This is a genomic window from Brooklawnia cerclae, assembly GCF_011758645.1.
In the GTDB taxonomy this organism is placed as follows: Bacteria; Actinomycetota; Actinomycetes; order Propionibacteriales; family Propionibacteriaceae; genus Brooklawnia; species Brooklawnia cerclae.
Genome location: NZ_JAAMOZ010000004.1, coordinates 27,136 through 44,900 on the forward strand (window position 1 = coordinate 27,136; position 17,765 = coordinate 44,900).

Consider the following 17,765-nt stretch of genomic DNA (forward strand, 5'->3'; position numbering starts at 1 on the left):
CCATCCGACGCGGTGATCAGAAGCGAGTACACGACACGATGACCATCACGACCGAGCGAACCACCACTCCGGCCTGTGCTGAACACGATGATCTCTTCCAGAGCCCGCTCCTCGAGGAGCCGGCGCTCGCGAGCAGTGTGGAGCTCCGGCGCCGCCAGGTGCTCATGACCCGCAAGGCCGAGAGCATCTGCCTCGACTGTCCCCTCATGGTCGACTGCCTCTACCGAGCGGTCGCCAAGCACGATGTCGCCGGCTACTGCGCAGGCACGACCCAACGTCAGCGAGCCGAGATCCGCCAGCACCTGGGCCTGCGCGTCGACCCCGAGGACTTCGACACGTTCGCCGGCGCCAACTCGGGTCACCAGATCGACCATGACGAGGTGCTCCGGCTGCGCCACGCCCGACCCAACGACTCCCTGGAGTCGATCGCCCAGCGCCTCGGCTGCTCGCTGTCGACCGTGAAGCGCCACCTGCGCAAGGCGCGTCGCGGCGAGGCCGTGGGCCGACCCGCCAAGCTGTCGTCGATCGTCCCGACACTCGAGCAGGTACTGAACGCCTACCAGCAGGTGGTCGCCCGAGCCCGCCCGTCGCAACCCACCCGACGGGCGGCATGAGCCGCCCCCCTCAACCCGCCCCAGCCGGGTCGGTCTCCCCCGACGACCGACCCCTTCGCGACAGGGACCCACCCCGATCCTTGCCCTGCCGCGCCAGAGGCCCCGGACACTCGTCCGGGGCCTCTGGCCGTCATGGAACAAATTGGCATCCGACGGCGTTTGGACGTGTTCTGTAAATGTTGTTGTCACAAGAGTGTCATTAAGTAATGGAAGAGTTGAGTACATGTTGAGGCGTCCCAAGTTGGTCGCCGTTGACATCGACGGCACGCTGGTCGATCGTGAAGGCCAGATGCCGTCGAACGTCAAGGCGGCCGTACAGCGCGTCGCCGGCAGCGGGACCCCGTTGGTCCTCGCCACCGGGCGCGCATGGCTGGACGCTCGTCCCGTTTTCGATGAGCTTGTCCTGCCCCCCAGCCACGTCGTCTGCTCCAACGGAGCGGTGTGGCTCGAATACCCCCCGATCGTCGAGCGTCGCCAGCGGACGTTCGATCCGGGCCCGGTCATCCGGGAAGTCGCCACCCTGGCCCCGCACGCCCGCATCGCGGTCGAGGACCTGGGACGGGGCTTCCGCCTGAACCGCCTGTTCCCCGACGGAGACCTGACCGGGGCGATGACCCTGGAACCACTCGAGGAGCTCGCGTCCCGCCCGGTCACCCGGGTCATCGTCCGTGATCCCGAAGCCGACGACCAGGAGTTCATCGACCTCGCCGCGAAGCTCGGCATGCACGGCGTCAGCTACTCGGTGGGCTGGTCGGCCTGGCTCGACATCGCACCCGAGGGTGTCAACAAGGCCTCCGCGCTGGCGACGATCAGCAACGAGCTCGGCATCGACCGCCGCGACGTGCTGGCGATCGGCGACGGTCGCAACGACATCGAGATGCTCGCCTGGGCCGGTCGCGGCGTGGCCATGGGCGACGCGCCCGACGAGGTGAAGGCTGCCGCGGACGAAGTGACCGCCGACTTCGCCGACGGTGGTGCCGCCCTCGAGCTGGACCGCTGGTTCGCCTTCGCACCCGACGCACGTGAGCGGGTGCTGCGCACCGCCTGAAGGTTGGTCCCCGGGATACGTCGCCTGAGCCTCTCGAAGGGCAGCGATCGTTTCGACAAGCTCAACGACCCCTCCGAAACGCGGCCCCTGAGCCTGTCGAAGGGCAGCGATCGTTTCGACAAGCTCAACGAGCATCCCGAAAGCACGCCCCCTGAGCCTCCCGAAGGGCAGCGATCGTTTCGACAGGCTCAACGAGCAGTCCGGAATACGTCCTCGTCGAAGGGCAACGATCGTTTCGACAAGCTCAACGACCCCTCCGAAACGCGGCCCCTGAGCCTGTCGAAGGGGCCCCGACCACTCTGACGAACGGCCGGGGCTAAGCCCGGACGACCTCGTCCATGGCGGGCACCACGGCTGTGATGTCCAGTTCGTCCCGGATGCGCCGCGCGAGCGCCGAGGCGGAGTCCGGCTCACCGTGGACGCAGTGGACCGTCCGGGGCCGGGGGTTCATCGCACGTAGCCAATCCACGAGTTCGGACGCATCGGCATGCACACTGAACTCGCTGTCCTGCAGCACCTCCGCGCGCACGGGCACGTACCGGCCGTACATCTTCAGCTCGGACGCGCCGTCCACCAGCGCCCGCCCGCGCGTCCCCTCCGCCTGGTACCCGGTGAACACCACCGCGTTGCGCGGGTCGGGCAGCATGTGCTCCAGATGGTGGACGATGCGCCCACCGGTCGCCATGCCGGACGAGGAGACGATGATCGACGGCCGGTCGGGGTTGTTGAGGGCGATGGACGCCTCGGTCGCGCGCGCCTCCCGCAGCGTCGGGAGGTCGACGAAGTCGCGGCCACGGAACTCGGGGCCGATCTCGTCGGCCATGGCCGGATCGCGATAGACGTCGAGGGCAGCGAGCCCCATCGGGGAGTTCACCCAGATCGGGATGCCCTCGGGGATCCTGCCCTCCTCCATCAACTGCTGGATGGTCAGCAGGACGAGCTCGGTCCGGTCGACCGCGAACGCCGGAATCAGGACGCTGCCCCCGCGTCCGACCGTCCTGCGCACGAGGTCGGCGAACTCCTCGTGGGGCGGCGAGACGTCGGGGTGCTCACGGTCGCCGTACGTGGACTCGACCAGCACGGTCGGCGCGCCGTCGGGCACCTCGCGGTCGGCCAGCACCGGATGCCGGGTGCGCCCGAGGTCACCGGAGAAGACGACCGCGTCCTCGTCCGGCCCGGAACCGTCGAGCCAGATGCGGATGCTCGCCGAACCGAGGATGTGCCCGGCACGCCACAGCCGCATGGATGTTCCCCCGCCCAGTGACAGATCCTCATGGATCGGGACAGCACGGAACAGCGGGAGCGTCCGTTCGACGTCGTCGGTCGTGTAGAGGGGCTGCGGCGACTCATGCCGTGAGTAGCCGCCACGCGCGGCGTCCGCGGCCTCGGTCTCCTGCACGTGCGCCGCGTCCCGCAGGACGATCGCGGCCAGCCGGCACGTGCCCTCGGTCGCGAGAACAGGACCGTTGAAACCTTGTTTCACCAGGGACGGAAGGTAGCCGCAATGGTCCATGTGCGCATGGGTGAGGACGATGGCATCCAGGCTCGCCGGGTTGGTCGGGAACCTCTCCCAGTTGAGCTCGCGCAGCCGCTTGCGTCCCTGGAACAGGCCCGCGTCCACGAGGATCCGCTTGCCGCCCGCGGTGAGCAGGAACTTCGAACCGGTCACCGTCCCGGCACCACCCAGGAAGGTCAGGGTCATGTGCTGTGTGCTCATGACCCCAGCCTTGCGCAGGCTGGGGGTGGATGAGGTCGTTTCGGTGAGCTCGTTTCGACAAGCTCAACGAGCGTCTGCACACGCCCCTTGAGCCCGTCGATAGGCCCGCACACGGTCCTTGAGCCTGTCGAAAGGCCCGCACACGGTCCTTGAGCCTGTCGATAGGACCCCACCACACACGCCCCTTGAGCCTGTCGAAAGGACCTCTTCACCAGGCTCAAGAGCAGGAGCGCCCGGACCTCAGCCCTGCACCTCGAAGACCTCGCGTCCACCCAGGTACGGACGGAGCACCTCGGGCACCGTGACCGACCCGTCGGCGTTCTGGTGGTTCTCGAGGATCATCAGGATCATGCGAGCCATCGCGCACAGCGTCCCGTTGAGAGTGGCGACCGGGTGCGGGCCCGACTCGTCGCGGAACCGGATGTTCAGCCGCCGGGCCTGGAACTCCGTGCAGTTGGACGTCGAGGTGATCTCGCGGTAGCGATTCTGGCTGGGAACCCAGCCGTAGCAGTCGTACTTGCGGGCGGCCGACAGCCCGAGGTCGCCGGAGGCCACGTCGAGCACCTGGAACGGGATGCCCAGCGACGAGATGAACTCCTTCTCGTAGCCCAGCAGCCGTTCGTGCTCGGCCACCGCGTCCTCGGGGCGGCAGTAGACGAACATCTCGAACTTGTCGAACCAGTGGACGCGGAAGATCCCCCGGGTGTCCTTGCCGTAGCTGCCAGCCTCCCGCCGGTAGGCCGGGCTGAAACCGGCGTAGTGGAGCGGCAGCGAGCCGCCGTCGAGGATCTCGTCCGAGTGATAGGCGGCCAGCGGAACCTCGGCGGTGCCCACCAGATACAGGTCGTCGCGCTCGAGGCGGTACACGTCCTCGGCGGCCTGGCCGAGGAACCCTGTGCCCTCCATGGCGCTCGGCTTGACCAGCGCGGGCGGGATCATCGGGCGGAAACCCCACTCGAGGGCCTTGGCCAGTGCGTGCTGCATGAGCGCGAACTCCAGCAGGGCGCCCGGACCGGTCAGGAAGTAGAACCGCGAACCGGAGACCTTCGCCCCGCGCTCCATGTCGATGGCACCGATGAGTTCGCCGATCTCGAGGTGATCGCGCACGGTGATGCCCTCGGACGCGAAGTCGCGCGGCGCGCCGACGGTGTCGACGACGTAGAGGTCGTCCTCGCCACCGGTGGGCACCCCGTCGATGACGATGTTGCCGAACCGCTTCATGACCTCGGTGAAAGTGGCTTCTGCTTCGTCCACCCCGGCCTGCAACTGCTTCACCTGCGCCGACAGTTCCTTCGTCCGCACGAGCAGGGCCGCCTTCTCGTCGCCCTTGGCCCTGGCCACCTGCGACCCGAGCGATTTCTGCTCGGCCCGGGTGGTCTCGAAAGCGCTGATCGCCCCACGGCGAGCCTCGTCCGCGGCGATGGCCTCGTCCACCAGCCCCACCGAGTCGCCGCGCGCCTCCTGCGAACGTCGAAGCCGATCGGGATCGGTGCGCAGCACCTTCGGGTCAATCATGGGCAACATCCTACCGAAGCCGGCCGGGCCTCCCGCCGACTCATTCGCACCACGCGGCCGTGGCTGCCCACAGGCATGGCACAATCCGAACATGGCTCGTCCCGCGCACTTCAGTCGCTTCAACGCGGCGATGGTCGCGACGCTGGCGGTGCTCCTGCTCGCCTGGACGAGCCTGGCCCTTCACGCACCGGCGTTCAGGGCACTGGACGACCTCAGCCTCACCCCGCACCTGACCCCCCGCTCGCCCCTCGCCCAGCTCAGCGAGGCGTTCGCCATCGTGACCCACCCCGCCGTCATGATCCTCACCAGCCTCGTCCTCGCCTATCGGGCCTGGCAACGGCGGTTGCGGCACCTGGCGGGTGCCCTGGCGATCGCCGCGCCGCTCGCCTGGCTCGCCGCGATCGTCCTGAAACTGGTGATCCGCCGCCCCCGGCCACCCTCGCCGCTGGGCGACGCGATCACCTACTCGGGGTACTCGTACCCCAGCTCACACCTGGCCGTGGCCACCTGCCTGGCCGTCATGGTCGTGGTGACCGGCACCATCTCGCGGCAGTCCCGTGCGTCCCTGATCGGTTGGAGGATCGGCCTGTGCTGCGTCCTGGCTGTGCTCGGGGTGAACCGGCTCGTCATGAACGCCCACTGGTTCACCGACGTGATCGGCGGGACGCTCACGGGCGCACTCGTTGCCGCACTGGTCACCTTCTTCTGGAGGATCCGCATGCTTCCACCGCCCGCGGCACCCGTCGACGAGCGACGCGGGCTGGTGGCCGTGGTGTTCAACCCCACGAAGCTCGCCGACGAGGCGCTGCTCCGCCGGCAGGTGGCCGACGAAGCGGCGCGCGCCGGCTGGCGACCACCGCTCTGGCTGCCCACGTCCGAGGACGACCCCGGCCACGCCATGACCCGGCAAGCCATCGAAAGGGGCGCGTCACTCGTGCTCGCGGCGGGCGGTGACGGCACCGTGCGCGTGGTGACCGGCGAACTCCGTGGCTCGACGGCGTCCTGCGCGATCATCCCGGCCGGCACCGGGAACCTGCTGGCCCGCAACCTCGGCGTCCCGCTCGATCAGGCGGACGCGGTGCGGATGGCCTTCCACGGACGCGCGCGTCCCATCGACCTCGTCCGCGTGACCGTCGACCACCGCGACGACGAGCCGGTCTGGTTCACCGGCATGGCCGGCATCGGGTTCGACGCGGCCATGATGAGCAACACCGACGACAACCTCAAGAAGGCCGTGGGCAACGCGGCCTACGTGGTGGCCTTCACACGCGAACTGGGGACCAAACCCCTGCGCATCCAGGTGAGGGTGGACGACGGGCCCGCGCTCCGCCGCCGCGCTCTGCTGATCATGGTCGGCAACACGGGCAGCCTTCAGGCGGGCATCGAGCTGTTCCGGGGGGCTCGTCCGGACGACGGCGAACTGAACCTGCTGCTGGCGTCCCCCCGGACCCTGGGCGGATGGGCTCGGCTCGCGCGGGCCGTGATCCAGCGGCCGAGGAACAGCGGTGCCGTCGACTACTACGAGGGTCGGCGGATCACCGTCCGCCTGCTCGACGGCCCTGCGTCATGGGAGGTCGACGGCGACACCCAGGGAACGGGCTCGCACTTCGACTTCCGCGTCGAACCCGGGGCGGTGCAGATCGTGGCACCCACGGGACGGGCCGTACGTCCGGGCCCGGTGGCATCAGACGGTGAGGCCTGAGTCCCCTCAGTTTTCGTGGGACGAGGGGTTCGGGTCGTCGTCCCCCAAGGGCTCGATCGAGCGCACCCAGGCCTGCGCCTCGTGGTAGTCGGAGTCCTTGCCGCCGTAGGGCACCTTGGGAGACTTGCGATCGGCGCGCGGATAGCTGCCGAGGAAGACGACGTCCTTGCAGATGCGCCGCAACCCCATGAGCGCCTCGGCCATGCGCGCCTCCGACACATGACCCTCGGCGTCGATGCTGAAGCAGTACTCGCCCAGGGTGGTCTTGGTGGGACGCGACTCGATGCGGCACAGGTTGACCCCGCGCACGGCGAACTGCTGCAAGATCTCGAGCAGCGCGCCCGGATGGTCCTGGCGCATGTAGGCGACCAGGGAGGTCTTGTCGTGCCCGGTGCGCAAGGGAGATCGTCCCGGCCTGGACACCAGGACGAAGCGGGTGGCCGCGCGGTCGTTGTCCGAGATGTGATGCGCGGCGCTGACCAGGCCATACATCTTGCCCGCCACGGGAGCGCACACCGCGGCGTCGAAACCGGACGCCGGGTCGGCCACCAGTTCGGCCGCACCCGCGGTCGAGCCGCGCTCGACGACGACCGCGTCGGGCAGGTGCTCGTCCAGCCAGCCTCGTACCTGCGCGATGGCGTGAGGATGACTCACGACACGACGTACCTGACCGAGCTTCGTCCCCCGGCGCACACACAGGTCGAAGCTGACCGGGATGACGACCTCCTGGACGATCTGCAGCGGATCGTCCGGCAGAGCCAGGTAGTCGAGGGTGGCCGACACGCCGCCCTCGATCGAGTTCTCGATCGGGACGAGGGATGCCTCCACCTCGCCGGACCGCACGGCGTCCAGCGCCCGTTTCACCGTGGGCAGGGGGATCGCCGGCTCGTCCCCCAGCGTGAGCAAGGCCTGATGGGTGAACGTGCCCTCGGGCCCGAAGAATCCGCGCATGGGTTTCAGCCTAACGTGCCCGTGCTTCGGCGGGTTCAAGGGCGGGCTCCGCTGCCAGCGGCTTGCCGAAGGGAGCTCGTTTCGACTGACTCAAGGGCGGACTCCGCTCCCTGAGCTTGTCGAAGGGAACTCGTTTCGACAAGCTCAACGAGCGGACCTGCCTCGAGCCTGCCGAGCACGATTCGCCCCCTGAGCCCGCCGAAGGGAACCCGTTTCGACAAGCTCAACGAGCGGACCTGCCTTTGGGTCTGCCGAGCACCAACGGTCCTTGAGCCTGTCGAAAGGACCACCCGCTTCGGCACCGCAAACCCGCCGACAGAGCTGCCCTGGCACCACCCTTGAGTACGCTGTGCTGCGTGACAGGGCGTCGACGAGGGCTGACCGGGTTGGCCGTTGCCGCCGCGATCACGGCGGCCACCCTCGCGTTCAACGGAACACCCGCGTTCGCCGACACCGACACTCCCGACGCACCGAGCGCCACGCAGGCGCCTGTGACATCGAGCGCGCCAGAGACGACGGTCACTGACGAGCGCGAGCCCCTTCCCGCGGCCGTCTACTCGGACACCCCGAAGAAGACCGCGGCGCTGTCCCAGATGGCGGCCGACGCCTGCGCGACCCTGCTGCCCGACAACCCCGACCCGCAGAAGACACCCTGGCATCTCACCCGGCTGAACATGGAGCAGGCCTGGCAGATCGCCACCGGCAAGGGCATCAAGATCGCCGTCATCGACACGGGCATCTCCGTCAACGGATCGGGCCACACCCCCACAAGCAGGTTCTCCGCCTACGACGTGCTGCCCACCCGCGACGGCGCCGCCGCGGACGAGAAGTTCGACTGCCAGCACGGGACGATCGTCGCGTCCCTCATCGGGGCGCAACGCAGCGGCAGCGTGACCGAGTTCTCCGGCATAGCCCCGGACGCGCAGATCATCGGCATCCGCGCCCTGTACGGCCAGGATCCCCAGGAGATCGACGGTGTGGTGGCAGCCATCTGGGCCGCCATCGACATGGACGTCCGCATCATCAACATCTCGCAGGCCGCCGTCGAGAATCGTGGCGAGTACGCCGAGGCGATCCAGGCCGCGCTCGACAAGGGCATCGTCGTCGTGGCGGCCGCGGGTAACACGAACGCGATGCCGACCGACGGGTTTGCCTTCCCGGCCGCCTACCCGGGCGTCATCTCGGTCGGCATGACCAACGCGGCCGACGTGGCCGATCCCAACTCCTACGCCATGCCGGGCTACGTGACCGTCGCCGCGCCCGGGGTCGACCTGCTGGCCCTCGGCCCCAGTTCTGCCTCCGGCGGGCAGGTCTACCTGAACGTGGACAACGGCACCTCGTACGCCACGCCCATCGTCACCGGGGTCGTGGCGCTCATGCTGGAACAGGCGGACCGCCAAGGCGTGCGCCTGACTCCGGCCGAAGTGGCGGAACGTCTGACGGCGACCGCGGATCCCCCGGCCGGACCGGTTCCCGATCCCCAACTCGGCTACGGCATCGTCAACCCTGTCAGGGCGCTCATGGGTGTGGCGCCACCGGCGACCGACACCGTCTCCGCGGCCCCCACCCCGTCGCAGAGTTCGCGTCCGCCCAGCACGCCGGCCGACCCGAGACCGCTGAGGTTCGCGCTGGTGATCGCGGCGCTGGCGATCGCCCTCGTCCTGCTCGGGCTGGCCATCCACGTCGCACTGCCCGCAGCCCGGGCGCGTGGGGGCCGGCCGGCAGACCCGTCAGGCGGGAAAACCTGATCGCATTCCCTGCTCGTCAGGGATGCTTCAGGGTCTCGCGGCGACCATCTCGGGGACGCCGGCTGCGACACTTGCTGCATGACCTCAGGTATCCCGCAAGAGCCCATGGACACCTACCTCACCGATGGCGCTCCCTCGCAGGGCTACGACTGGAACGTCGCCGCCCAGGGCCCGCAGACCGCGCCTATGGTCCCCTACCAGCACATGGTCCCCTACCACCCGCCGCAGGTGGACGAGCACCTCGAGGCCCAGCGAGAGCGGCGGATGGTCACGCTGCGCATGGTCATCGCGCTCACCGTCGCCATTCCGATCACGGCGATCATGGCCGGGGCTTTCGCCCCGTACTCACCCGTTTTCCAGCTGGTCGGGATCATCGTCGGATGGGTGGGCATCGGTGCCATCGTGTGGCTGAGCCAGGGCAGGGGCCTGTCCCGGTAACGCTCTCGCCCCGAGTCGTCATTCTCGCGGATGAAATCCTTTGTCGCGGACAAGATCCCATCCGCATCAACAGATTTCGCCCGCGAAAATAGGCGCAGACGCCCTACCTGTCGGACGAGGGCGCGTGCGCGGTCTGGACGAGCACCTTGCCCGACCGGGTGACCCAGGTTCCGCGTCCCACCGGCAAGGGCTGGGGCTTGACGTCGCCGAACAGCGGGCCCTCGTCCTTGTTGCCACTCATGACGAGCGCCGGGTTGAGCTGATCCTTCATGCGCCCGAACAGGGGGTCGCTGAACAGTGCCCGCCCCATGCCACCGGCCGCACGGGCCACGATGAAGTGCAGCCCGATGTCCTGCGCCTGACTGATCAGATCGGCGTAGTACTTCACCGGGTTGCTCATCATGGTCGCCACCAGGTCGTAGTCGTCGATGACGACGAACATCTCGGCACCGCTCCACCACGACCGATCCCGCAACTGCTGCTGCGTCACGTCCGGGCCGGGCAACCGCGCACGGACGGCCTCGGCCGCCTGCCGGAACAGGTCCTCGGCGGCCTGGGAGGAGGCCGCATAACCCAGCAGGTGATCGGACTCGATCTCCCCGAGCAACGAGCGCCGGTAGTCGGCGATGATGATCTTCGCCTCGCGCGGGGTGTAGCGGGTGATCAGCCCCCTCAGCATGATGCGCAGGATGTTCGACTTACCCGATTCCGGGCCGCCGACGAACGCCACGTGCGGCTCGGCCACGGGATCGAACACCACCGGAGCCAACTCCAGTTCGTCGATCCCGAAGGGGATGCCCCGGTTGACCCCGTCGTAGCTGATCGAGGGCAGCGTGCCGACCGGCAGATCAGCCGGCAGCATGCGGACCTCGGCGGCACGGGGACCCGTCCACGCCTTCCGGGAAGCGGCGATGAACGCCCGCTGCCCGTCGGCGACCGAGGCGGCGTCCTCGACGGAGTCGATGCGCGGCAGCCCGACCAGCATGTGCAGGCCCTCGGCGGTGATCCCGCGCCCCGGCCGCCCGGCGGGGACGAGCCCCTGGGCCTTACGGTTCACCTCCGACTCGAACGCGTCGCCCAGCTTCAGCTCGATGCGGCTCTGCAGGGAGTCGCGCAGGCCCGCCCGGATGTCGGCCCACTTGTTGGACGCGACCCACACGTGTATGCCGAAGCCGAGGCCGGACGTGCCGAGCGTCGTGATGGTCGGGTCGAGGTCCTCGAACTCGCTCTTCAGCGTCGTCCACCCGTCGACGACGAGGAAGACGTCGGTGGGGAACCGGTCGGGCGGGATGCTGCCGTCCCGTCGTCCGCGCCGATAGCTCGCCATGGAGTCGATGCCGAGCCTGGCGAACATGAGTTCCCGGCTGGTGCGCAACGAGTTGACCTCGGCGATCGTCCGCCGGACGCGGTCGACGTCCAGGCGTCCGCACACCGAACCCACATGGGGCAGGTCGCGCAGGGACGTGAGCCCGCCGCCACCGAAGTCGAGCACGTAGAAGCCCACCTCGGCGGGCGTGTGCGTCAGCGCCAGGGAGGCGATCGCCGTCCGCAGGGTCATCGACTTGCCCGACTGCGGACCGCCCACGACCGCGAGATGACCGCCCGACCCGGAGAAGTCCACCCACATGGGGTCGCGCCGCTGATGACGTGGCCGGTCGATGAGCGCCACCGGGGCGGCCAGGCGCGAGCGGCGGCGTTCGTCCAGCACCTGGAGGCCCCGCCCGGGCACCTCACCGACGGCGCCGAGCAGCTGATCGAGCGCGGGTGGCATGCCCAGGGGTGGAAGCCACACCTGATGGGCCGGCCATCCGTGACCGGTCACCCGATTGACCACCAGGCCGAGCAGGGTTTCCTCCTCGTCGTCGATCGGGGCGTCCTTCGCCTTGTCAGCAGCAGAAAGGTCCGCCCCCGGCCTGAACTGTGGTTCGGGCTCGGGAGGAGGCTGGACGACCGGCACGTAGTCGCTGCTGAACTCCAGCACCGGAGGCGTCCAGGTGCGCTCGGGCAGCGGCACAGTCAGTTCGGACGATGCCGAGACCGCGGGGGCGGGTGAGCCGTGCCACGGGCCGGACACGTAGGCGGCCTTGAAGCGGACGAGATCTTTCGTCCCCTCCTTGAGGTAGCCGTTGCCGGGCGGGGTGGGCAGCTCGTAGGCGTCCGGGACGCCGATGACGACGCGCGACTCGGCCGGCGAGAAGGTGCGCAACGCGATCCGGTACGACAAGAACGTGTCGAGGCCGCGTAGCTTGCCCTCCTCCAACCGCTGCGAGGCCAGCAGCAGGTGGACGGCGATCGATCGGCCCACGCGTCCGATCTGCAGGAACAGATCGATGAACTCGGGCCTGGCGGTGAGCAGCTCCGAGAACTCGTCCACGATGAAGAACAGGCTGGGCATCGGCTCGAGGTTCGCCCCCGCCTGGCGGGCCTCCTCGTAGTCCTGCCGGTTCTTGAAGTTGCCCGCGGCGCGCAGCACCTCCATGCGGCGGTCCAACTCGCCGCTGATCGCGTCCTGCATACGGTCGACGAGCACCAGCTCACCCTCCAGGTTGGTGATCGTGGCCGACACGTGCGGCAGGGCATCGAGCCCGAGGAACGTCGCCCCGCCCTTGAAGTCGACGAGGATGAAGTTCAGCTGGTCCGGCGGGTGTGTCATCGCCATGCCGAGGACGAGCGTCCGCAGGAACTCGGACTTGCCCGAACCCGTGGCGCCGATGCAGATGCCGTGGGGGCCCATGCCTCCCATGGCCGATTCCTTGATGTCGAGCTCGACCGGCTGGCCCTGCTCTCCCGTGCCGAACGGGATTCGCAGGTGCTGGTGCATGGGACGCGGCCTCCAGCACTGCCGCACGTCGAGGGTGAGCGGATCGCCCACGCCCAGCATGGCCGGGTAGTCCTTCGGCGGCTCGAAGGCGACGGTCGGCCCGTCCTCCTCGCCGACCGGGCTGACCGGAAGCCGGTACGGGGCCAACTGGCGCGAGAGCATCTCCGCGTAGACCATCTCCACCTGGTCCGCCCTGCCCAGAGCCGTGCGGGCCTGGGCGCCCTTGGCCGTCCGGCGATGCAGGAAGAGGTCACCGTCGTCGGTGACCTCCAGCACGGCGACGCCTGCCTCGACCCGGCGAGGCACTCCGGCGTCCCCACCGACGACCAGGCCCGTCACCTTGGTGCCGGGCACCTGGAACGCCGAGGGCCTGACGTCCGGCACACCTTCGGCGACGACGAGGACGATCCGCGGGTCGCCCTCGGACGCCCCCTGGGCCCGGGCGCCGACGCTCGACAACTCGCCCGCCGAGGTGGCGAACAACCGCACCGAGCCGGCGCCGTCCGTCTCGTTCGGGCTCTGGAGGTGTGGCAGCCATTTCACCCACTGCCACTGCTGCTGTACGGCCGGCGACGCGGCCACCATGATCCGCAGGTCACCGGGCGCGTGCCAGGTGACCGCTTGGGCGATCATGGCCTGGGCGAGACGACGACAGCGGGCGGGGTCGCCGACGAGCCTGATCTGGTCGAAGCCGTCGAGATTGATCGACAGAGGCACACCCTGGACGAGACGATGCGTCCGCATGAATCGGCGCAGGGCACCCGTGGTCAGGGGCTCGAGGTCGTCGACCGGCTGGGCCTCGGGCGGGGTCAACCGCTTGGCGAACTGCTGGGCACCGACCGACACACGGATCGCGGAGAAGTCCTCGTCGGTCGGGCGGCGTTCCCACATCCGCGGACTGCCGACGACCGTCCACAGGGTCTCCGGATCGGGGTGGCGGAACTCGACGGCCGCGCGCTGGGCGTCCGCGGCGTCACGCACCTGCCTGCGCGTCTGGCCGAGGTATCGGAAGTAGTCGCGTCTGTTGGCGTCGAGTTGCTGTGCCTGGTCGTCGTTGCCGCGGCCCGCCTGACTCAGCATCATGCCCGCCATCGACACCGCGTAGAGGACCCCGACCACGCCGCCTATGGCGCCCCGTCCGGAGCCGAACATGTTGCCGCCCATCATCATGAGGCCCATGGCCAGGCCCCCGGCCACCATGGGGAGCATGCGTAACGCGGCCCCGAAGTTGCGTCCCGCCGGTGGCGGGGGCACCTCGGGGGGAGGCTCCAGCAACACGTCCCCACGGGGCATGGCTGGCTGGGCCACCCGCTTGGGGCGGTTGAAGGTGACCAATCCCATGGGCCAATCATGCCCTGTCGCAGTGGCACGGCCCGGTCCGCGGGGAACTGACCAGGTACTGACGCCCGCCCGGCGCGCGAAGCAGACGCGGGCCGGGCCGACCGGGCCCTCTCAACCGTTAGGCTCTCGCTGTGAGCACTGCTGATGAGGACCTGGCGCGGGTCACGGTCATCTCCCCCACTCGTCGCGTGGATCTCGCTCTGCCCGGTGCCGTGACGCTCGGTGAACTGCTGCCCAGCATCGTACGGTTCTCCGGCCACGAGGCCGGCACCCCTCAAGAAGCGGTGCACGGCTGGGTGCTCCAGCGCTTCGGGGAAGACCCCCTCGACCCGAACTCGCCGGTCTCGAAGCTCGCGATCCGCGACGGCGACACCCTCTACCTGCGTCAACGGGACAATGCGATGCCGGACGCAGCCTTCGACGATGTCGTCGACGCGGTGTCGTCCACCGTGTCGCGACGGCCCTCATGGCGGACGACGCACTCGCAGGCGTTCGCGATCGCGGCCACCGTCCTGGTGCTCGTCGGAATCCCCCTGATGGTCATGCTGATCCAGTTCGGCGCGGAACCGGTCGGCAGGCGGGGCTACTGGGGGGCCGGCCTGGATCTCGTCTGTTCGTCCGCCGCGGTCATCGCCTCGATCGCCCTGTCACGCGCGGCCGGTGAATACCGGGTGTCGGCGGCACTGGCCTGGTCGGGTGTGGCGCTGGCCGGGCTCGGGGGTTATCAGCTCGTCGACGTGGCGGACATGCCGGTGCGGGTCGTGATGGCCTCCGCCCTCGTGCTGGTGGCCTCGACCGCCTGCGCACTGGCATCGGCGGTGACCATGATGGCGCTGTTCACCGCATCGGTGGCCTCCGCGATCGTGCTGCTGGCCTCGATCGTCGCCGCGCTCGTCCCCTCGTCCACGGCGAAGGTGTCGGCCGTGGCGATCTCGGCCGTGCTCGCCGCCACCGCACTCGCGCCGACCCTGTCGTATCAGTTGGCGCGCATTCAACTCCCGAATCTGCCGAGCACCTCCGAGGCCCTCCTGGCCGACGAGGAACCCGTGCAGTCCGACATCGTCGAACGCGCGATGCTGGCCGACCGCATTCTGGGTGGGCTGCTGGCGGCCACCGCGGTCGTCTGCATCCTGTTCTCCGCCGAACTGCTGTGGCGGGGCAACTGGTGGAGCGTGGGACTCGCGGCATGCGTCGGACTGGCCTTGCTCATCCGGGCCCGCGTGTTCGTCGGCCTGAGCCAGCGGCTCGCTCTGCTGATACCCGGCGTCCTCATCACGGTGCTGTCAGGCCTGGCGTCCCTCAGCCTGCTCGAACTCGCGCCGCCGCTACAGGCGGGGCTCGTCATCACGGTGGTGGCGGTGGCGGCTGTGGCCCTGACCCACTACGCCGCCCGCGGATACAAGAAGTTCGGTTCCCCGATGACCGGGCGCGCCCTCGACATCCTGGAATGGATCGTTGTGATGGCCGTCGTCCCCCTGATGCTGGGCGTGATCGGCACCTACGGGTGGGTGCAGACCCTGTTCACCGGCGCCTGAGCACACGGCGTCGGACTACGACCCCTGAGCTTGTCGAAGGCGGTGTGCTCGCTTCGACAAGCTCAACGAGCACACCGCGATACGCTCCCTGAGCCCGTCGAAGGGACAAAGGTTCGCTTCGACAAGCTCGACGAGCACAGCAATCGGTCCCTGAGCCCGTCGAAGGGACAAGAGCTCATTTCGACAAGCTCAACGAGCACACCGCGAAACGATCCCTGAGCCCGTCGAAGGGACAAAAGGTTCGCTTCGACAAGCCCAACAAGCACACCGCGATACGGTCCCTGAGCCCGTCGAAGGGACAAAAGGTTCGCTTCGACAAGCTCAACGAGCACACCGACAGCCTGCCGAAGGGAGGCCCGTCACGCCCGGAAGAGCAGCTCGTACTCCGTCGGTGTGGGCGGCATGAGCACGCGCGAGACCCGGCGCGGCATGGCCACGACCACCTCGTTCTCGGCGAGGTTGTTCACCTGCCGCAGCTGCTGGGCGGTCAGCACGTATCCACGCCGCAGGTTCTCGGCGACGCGCGCATCACACGGTGACACCAGCGCCAGGTCGCACGACCGGAGTGCATGGATGGCCGTGCCGGACGCGGCGTCGTTCAGCACGAGCACCGCCTGCCATGCCCCCAGCGACATGCGAATGCCGTCCGACTGTGCCAGATCGTCCACGACCAGACTCGGACGATACGGGCGGCCCTGACCCGGCACCGATCGGGCGTCCGGCAGGACGTCGATGGTCCCGCCGCATCCCTGGATCACCCGCACCAACGACTCCCAGACCCGCGGCGTCGACGTGACGACCGTCACGTGCGCGCCCAGCGTGACCGCACGGAACACCAGGACCCACTTCATGTAGTCCCGGGTGGACACGAGCACGCGGGTGGGCTCCGGACGGAAGATGCGCACGGTTATCGGATGCCCGTCACCCGTGGGCCCGATCAGCAGGCCGCTCGGGCCGGTACGGACGAACTCACGGCGCTCCACCACACTCGCGCCGGGTGGCTCCCACGCGGGCGCGCTCATGCCTCCACCTGCCTGCCCAGCGGAACCGTCCCGAGCATCGCGGGCACCTGGTCACCGCCTGCCGGACCGAAGGAAATCCGCCCCGACAACGCCTCTTGAAGCGCGTTCGTCGCGTTCACCGCCTGATCGGGCGTCGGCGCGACCAGGCGCACGGCGCCCGCTGAGCGATCCGATCCATCGAGTGTGTACGACGTGACGCCGAACACGGCGTTCGCGCCGCTCAAGGCGTCCAGCAAGGCCTGATAGCCGGACGAGGGATCCTCCCCCCAACCCGTGACCCGACGTCCGCAGTGGGCGAACCCGTCGCAGTCCCAGTGATCCCATTCCTCACGCGAACGCACGTCCCCGAAATCGGGTGCCGACCCGGCGGTGAGGGCCAGCACGTCGTTGATCTCCATCGCCGTGAGCTCGCGCGTGGTGATGCCCTGGCGTTTGAGTGCCGACTGAACGCGATGAAGGCCGAAGCGCAGCGTCGCGTGGACGCCGTCGTTGCTCGCCCCCCTGCTGGCGATCGCCTCGAGGCAGAGCCTCGGATCGAGCCGTACACCGATCCAGGTGCGCCTGACCGCGGGCGGTGCGTTCGTCCCCATGATCTCGAGGTACGACCGCACGGCCGGGGATCCCGGCATCAGCATGACCCCGGCCGGAGCGGGCACCGTGTACGTGATCACCTGCAGCGTCGCGAAGACGATGTCGTCCTGGACCGTGAGCCCGCGCAGAGCAGACAGGTCGATGCGATCGTCCTTGTCGGCGAACAGGGCATCGTCCGAAGCCACGCCGAGCAGTGCCGTCCAGGACGATCCGTCGGTGATCATCCCGACGTCGTCGCCGCGTGCCGAACGGGTCTGGCTCACCGTCAGGCCCGGCACCCATTCCCCGAGGGGGACGAGGTCGGTCGGGAGCGCCGGGTCTGACGCCCGCTCACGCGCGCGCCGCTGGAACCGGGCGCGGCGTCCGATGCGCTGGATGAGCGTCAGACCCCCCACAGGAATGCCGAGGACGAGGGCCGTGATCAGCAGCACACCCGCGGCGATCAGCGAGAACACCGTGTGCCGGACGGCCAGCAGGGCAACCGCGATGACGACGGTCTCCCAGGTCACGGCGAGCCGGAGCCCGCGCTCCGTCCAAGGCCGGAGCGGCACGGCCACCGCCCCCTGGCTGACGGCTCTGTCCACGCCCACCTCCTGTCGGGACCCGGCCACGACCGGATGGCCGCTGCCGCGATTCGCACCATTACTCTAGGGGCTGGTGGTGGCGCCCGGACCCGCCCGGCAACGGCGAGCACCGGAGTCGACCCACGGCGGTGGACAATG

Annotated in this window: 12 protein-coding genes; 6 read left to right on the forward strand and 6 right to left on the reverse strand. The window is 69.1% G+C overall.

Features of this window, described 5'->3' with window-relative positions; translation table 11 throughout:
- Window positions 1-38 precede the first annotated feature (38 nt).
- Together FB473_RS15985 and FB473_RS15990 are read left to right on the forward strand one after the other, a co-directional pair.
- Window positions 39-614, forward strand: coding sequence for a WhiB family transcriptional regulator (locus FB473_RS15985; protein WP_167171210.1), 576 nt, complete (start codon window positions 39-41; stop codon window positions 612-614).
- A 241-nt stretch (window positions 615-855) separates the two neighbouring features.
- The gene (locus FB473_RS15990) at window positions 856-1,662 is read left to right on the forward strand and encodes an HAD family hydrolase (RefSeq protein WP_208390884.1); all 807 of its coding nucleotides are present in this window, start codon (window positions 856-858) and stop codon (window positions 1,660-1,662) included.
- 316 nt (window positions 1,663-1,978) lie between these two features.
- On the opposite strand, the gene FB473_RS15995 is transcribed toward FB473_RS15990, so the two are convergent.
- Both FB473_RS15995 and serS read right to left on the reverse strand, forming a co-directional pair.
- Window positions 1,979-3,379 (reverse strand): MBL fold metallo-hydrolase RNA specificity domain-containing protein, encoded by a 1,401-nt coding sequence (locus FB473_RS15995; protein WP_167171216.1) that lies wholly within the window; start codon window positions 3,377-3,379, stop codon window positions 1,979-1,981.
- Window positions 3,380-3,619: 240 nt separating this feature from the next.
- Window positions 3,620-4,894: a serine--tRNA ligase gene (serS, locus tag FB473_RS16000; RefSeq protein WP_167171219.1), complete on the reverse strand. Its 1,275-nt coding sequence runs from the start codon at window positions 4,892-4,894 to the stop codon at window positions 3,620-3,622.
- Between the two features lie 91 nt (window positions 4,895-4,985).
- Here serS and FB473_RS16005 point away from each other — a divergent pair, with 91 nt between their 5' ends.
- Entirely contained in the window at window positions 4,986-6,596 is a 1,611-nt protein-coding gene (locus FB473_RS16005) for a bifunctional phosphatase PAP2/diacylglycerol kinase family protein (RefSeq protein WP_167171222.1), read from the forward strand.
- 6 nt (window positions 6,597-6,602) lie between these two features.
- Here the strand turns inward: FB473_RS16005 and pheA are convergent, their stop codons facing one another.
- Complete coding sequence (gene pheA, locus FB473_RS16010; RefSeq protein WP_167171225.1) at window positions 6,603-7,547, reverse strand: prephenate dehydratase; 945 nt, start codon at window positions 7,545-7,547, stop codon at window positions 6,603-6,605.
- A 356-nt stretch (window positions 7,548-7,903) separates the two neighbouring features.
- On the opposite strand from pheA, the gene FB473_RS16015 reads away from it, so the two are divergent.
- The gene (locus FB473_RS16015) at window positions 7,904-9,295 is read left to right on the forward strand and encodes a S8 family serine peptidase (RefSeq protein WP_167171228.1); all 1,392 of its coding nucleotides are present in this window, start codon (window positions 7,904-7,906) and stop codon (window positions 9,293-9,295) included.
- A gap of 78 nt (window positions 9,296-9,373) precedes the next feature.
- Complete coding sequence (locus FB473_RS16020; RefSeq protein WP_167171232.1) at window positions 9,374-9,733, forward strand: hypothetical protein; 360 nt, start codon at window positions 9,374-9,376, stop codon at window positions 9,731-9,733.
- Window positions 9,734-9,836: 103 nt separating this feature from the next.
- Here FB473_RS16020 and eccCa read toward each other — a convergent pair whose 3' ends face one another.
- The gene (gene eccCa / locus FB473_RS16025) at window positions 9,837-13,895 is read right to left on the reverse strand and encodes a type VII secretion protein EccCa (RefSeq protein WP_167171235.1); all 4,059 of its coding nucleotides are present in this window, start codon (window positions 13,893-13,895) and stop codon (window positions 9,837-9,839) included.
- 131 nt (window positions 13,896-14,026) lie between these two features.
- On the opposite strand from eccCa, the gene eccD reads away from it, so the two are divergent.
- On the forward strand, window positions 14,027-15,430 hold the full coding sequence (gene eccD, locus FB473_RS16030) for a type VII secretion integral membrane protein EccD (protein ID WP_167171239.1): 1,404 nt from the start codon (window positions 14,027-14,029) through the stop codon (window positions 15,428-15,430).
- Between the two features lie 359 nt (window positions 15,431-15,789).
- Here the strand turns inward: eccD and FB473_RS16035 are convergent, their stop codons facing one another.
- Window positions 15,790-16,452, reverse strand: a complete 663-nt coding sequence (locus tag FB473_RS16035; protein ID WP_167171243.1) for a hypothetical protein — start codon at window positions 16,450-16,452, stop codon at window positions 15,790-15,792.
- Window positions 16,449-17,627 (reverse strand): type VII secretion protein EccE, encoded by a 1,179-nt coding sequence (gene eccE / locus FB473_RS16040; protein WP_167171246.1) that lies wholly within the window; start codon window positions 17,625-17,627, stop codon window positions 16,449-16,451. Before eccE ends, FB473_RS16035 begins: the two co-directional genes overlap by 4 nt.
- Window positions 17,628-17,765 lie beyond the last annotated feature (138 nt).